This window comes from Limnospira sp. PMC 1279.21 (assembly GCF_032349615.1).
Lineage (GTDB): Bacteria > Cyanobacteriota > Cyanobacteriia > Cyanobacteriales > Microcoleaceae > Limnospira > Limnospira fusiformis.
The window spans coordinates 1-3,302 of the sequence record NZ_JARPLU010000289.1; the positions used below are offsets into that span (position 1 = coordinate 1).

Annotated in this window: 4 protein-coding genes; 3 read left to right on the forward strand and 1 reads right to left on the reverse strand. The window is 48.5% G+C overall.

Annotation, left to right across the window (positions count from 1 at the left end; all coding sequences use genetic code 11):
• Nucleotides 1-120 precede the first annotated feature (120 nt).
• The 3 genes from P5683_RS23585 to cobT all read left to right on the forward strand — a co-directional run bounded on the left by P5683_RS23585 (nucleotide 121) and on the right by cobT (nucleotide 2,663).
• A complete protein-coding gene (locus P5683_RS23585; RefSeq protein WP_006620746.1) occupies nucleotides 121-828 on the forward strand; it encodes a Crp/Fnr family transcriptional regulator in 708 nt (235 codons plus the stop codon).
• 63 nt (nucleotides 829-891) lie between these two features.
• Nucleotides 892-1,572, forward strand: a complete 681-nt coding sequence (locus P5683_RS23590) for a DUF2232 domain-containing protein (RefSeq protein WP_006668027.1) — start codon at nucleotides 892-894, stop codon at nucleotides 1,570-1,572.
• Nucleotides 1,572-2,663, forward strand: a complete 1,092-nt coding sequence (cobT, locus tag P5683_RS23595; RefSeq protein WP_006620744.1) for a nicotinate mononucleotide-dependent phosphoribosyltransferase CobT — start codon at nucleotides 1,572-1,574, stop codon at nucleotides 2,661-2,663. Before P5683_RS23590 ends, cobT begins: the two co-directional genes overlap by 1 nt.
• Nucleotides 2,664-2,674: 11 nt before the next feature.
• Here the strand turns inward: cobT and P5683_RS23600 are convergent, their stop codons facing one another.
• Nucleotides 2,675-3,115: a hypothetical protein gene (locus tag P5683_RS23600; RefSeq protein ID WP_035758597.1), complete on the reverse strand. Its 441-nt coding sequence runs from the start codon at nucleotides 3,113-3,115 to the stop codon at nucleotides 2,675-2,677.
• Nucleotides 3,116-3,302 lie beyond the last annotated feature (187 nt).

Below are 3,302 nucleotides of genomic sequence, written 5' to 3' on the forward strand. Positions count from 1 at the left end.
TTCCTCTCCGTGATCAATCACGGAGCTTCCAACCCTCCCAGGAGTTTTACGTGAATTGTCTATTGGACAACTCCTGCTAACTAGCCACGGATAAGCGCTAATTTCAAACATCATAGCCCAATGGAAGATCGGTACTTCTCCCGCGAGTCACAATCAGATATCACCCGGATGATTCTCTCGACTGCCTTTTTTGAGGGTTTACCCGACGAGGTAGCCGAAAGAGCCACCTCTCATGTGGTGGGTCGAAGCCACCCCCCCAATCAAGTGATTTTGCTGGAGAATGATTGGGGTAGCTCAGTATATTTTATCTTAGATGGTTGGGTCAAAATTAGGACCTACAACCTTGATGGTAAGGAAGTTACACTCAATATTTTGGGGAAAGGTGAATTATTTGGAGAAATGGCAGCCCTTGATGAGGTCCCCCGATCCACAGATGTAATTACCCTCGCCCCAACCATGATTGGCAATATGCCAGCTCAGGATTTTGTCCAACTGATTAACACGGAACCATTGGCAGGTATTAGGTTGGCTCAGTTAATGGGCCGCCGTCTGCGTCAGGTTAATCGGCGGTTACGGTTGCGTGAGTCAGATAGTGCTTCACGAGTGGCAGATATTTTGTTGTTTTTGGCAGAGGGACAAGGTAAAACCACAGAATCAGGAACGACAATTCCTAATCTACCTCACCGAGAACTCAGCAGTTTGAGCGGACTAGCTCGCGAAACTGTGACTAGGGTACTCAGTAAACTGGAGAAAAAGGGATTAATTCATCGCGATCGCGATCTTCTCAGCATTCCCGATGTTCATGCCCTAGAGAGGATGTTGGTTTAACATGGGTTAGCGGTCTTGGTGCTACCATGGCCTCGCCTAACCTCGTTCCTGACCTAAGATAGCATGAGTGATTTTTCTAACCATAGCCCCCAACCATCTCCTAAACCATCGGACAGTTTCCCTTCTGTCTCCCCCCTCGTCATGGTGGAAACTGCCTTTCTGGCATCCACGGCTAGTTTGATTTGGTTTATCAACTACTACTTTCCTCTCGGTCCTCTGTTGCGAGTCTTTTTTCCCCTACCTATTGCTTTGCTGTATTTGCGCTGGGATCGACGGGCGGCGATTATGGGTGCTGTAACCTCTGGGTTACTTTTGACAGTTTTAATGGGTCCTACACGCAGCATTCTCTATGTGATCCCCTATGGTTGGATGGCTGTGGTTTTGGGCGGCTTGTGGAAACGAGGAGCCAAATGGCCGGTTACTGTGGCGATCGCCTCCTTAATTGGCGCTATTGGCTTCTTTTTCCGTTACTGGCTGCTGTCAATTCTCTTGGGTCGGGATTTGTGGGTTTATGCGACTACCCAAATTGCACAACTGCTAGAGTCTATCTTTATTCGTTTGGGGATACTTGCACCCCCAAGTTTACTATTTATTCAGATTGTGGCTGTATTGATGGTTTTGGCTAATAATATCGTTTATCTGTTTTTGGTGCATTTGGTGTCTCTGTTGATGCTCGATCGCCTTAAAAGTCCTATTCCCCGCCCCCCCCGTTGGGTACAGATTTTGCTCGACTATGAGGAATAATGGCAGTCCGAATTTATACACAGCCCCGTAATGGTCAGGCTTGGTTAAGCCAATATCGACACCAAAAGCCCATTTTTGCCTGTGTTTTGGGATTTACGGAAACGGGTTTAATTCCCGGAATTTCCGCCGCTGGCGCTACACCTGCCGATCGCCGCCGCACTTATCTCGCAGACGCTGAATTTCTGGTCACAGGTCCTGTGCCATCTCCCCGTTATCCTTTACCGCCTTTGGTGGCTGGTGCTTCCCCCGTCCTGATTTCGCGGGCTGTAGTGGCGGCGCTGAATATCCCGATTAACTTATTTAATGCTGGGGTTCCGGTAATTCCTTGTGTACCAACTATCGACCTGGGAGGAGTCCCGGCTAAGTGTCTCAGTTCCGGCGCTGCTTTGAACTCTACCATAGTTCAACATCTATTTGAGTCGGGGTTGGCTTGGGGCGATCGCATTGCTGCTATGGCTCATGATAGTTATGTGATCATCGGAGAATGTGTCGTCGGGGGAACTACCACCGCCCTGGCTGTGTTGATGGGTTTGGGAATTCCCGCCGCCGGAAAAGTTAACAGTAGCCACCCCCAGTGTAACCATGACCAAAAATTAGCCATAGTTACCGCCGGACTCCGGGCGGCTCAAATTACCCCAGGTCAAGTCGATCCCCTGACACTGGTTGCTGCTGTTGGCGACCCTATGCAAATTGCGGTTGCTGCTATGACTATTGCTGCTAGTCGCCGGGTAGGGGTTCTTTTGGCGGGGGGAACCCAAATGCTGGCTGTTTATGCTTTGGCTGAGGCGATCGCTTCTGCTAAAAATCTTTCCTGGTGTCCGGGACGGGTCGCTGTTGGTACTACTCGCTGGGTTGCAGAAGATACCACAGGGGATACTGTCGGACTCGCTAAGGCGATCGGTCCGGTTCCCCTATTGGCAACCCAACTTGATTTTACCCATTCCCATTACCCCCAACTACAAGCATTTGAGCAAGGATATGTTAAAGAGGGTGTCGGAGCCGGAGGATGTGCGATCGCTTCCTATCTGTGCAGTCAGTGGACATTAAGCCAGTTACTGACACAAATTGAACAGCTTGCTGGCCATCTGTGACCCCTCTCCCTTCAAGCGCGCACCCGCTTAGACAATAACTGTTCTTCTAGGGCTGCAATACGATTGTAAGCAGCAGTAAGCTGGGCTGTCAAACGCTGGATCTGAACATCTGCACTAAACATGGTTTCTTGGCTTACCATAGTGCTGCTATTTATATAGTGATCATCACTTAAAATATCTTTGTGTGTACCCTGGCGTTCCTCAAATCTTACAGTCATTGCTGGAGAAGGAACTGGGTATAATCCACTATTGTATTTGCGATCGTGCAGCTCCGATTCTTCCATCACCCCACTGCTATCTGTCAGTCCTTCCTCAGCAGTCCGAGTCAATGAAAACATTTCCGAAAAACCATGATCATCCCTAGGAATATTTCGGCGTAGCTGCATGACTACCTCATACAGCGCATCCACTTTATTTGTTAAGGTCATGACTTGTTCTGTCAACATATCCATAGACACTCCATGCTAGGTGATTAATAATCTTTGCCCCCATCCTAAAACAAGATTCCGCTAACCCCTGATTACTTCCGATTTATTTAACCTTTTAACTTCCCATTGAAGTTTACCCAATTCCTGGGGCGATATACTGATACATTTACGCGACATTTTTCCGGTTGTTCCCGGACAATGCGACGATAGG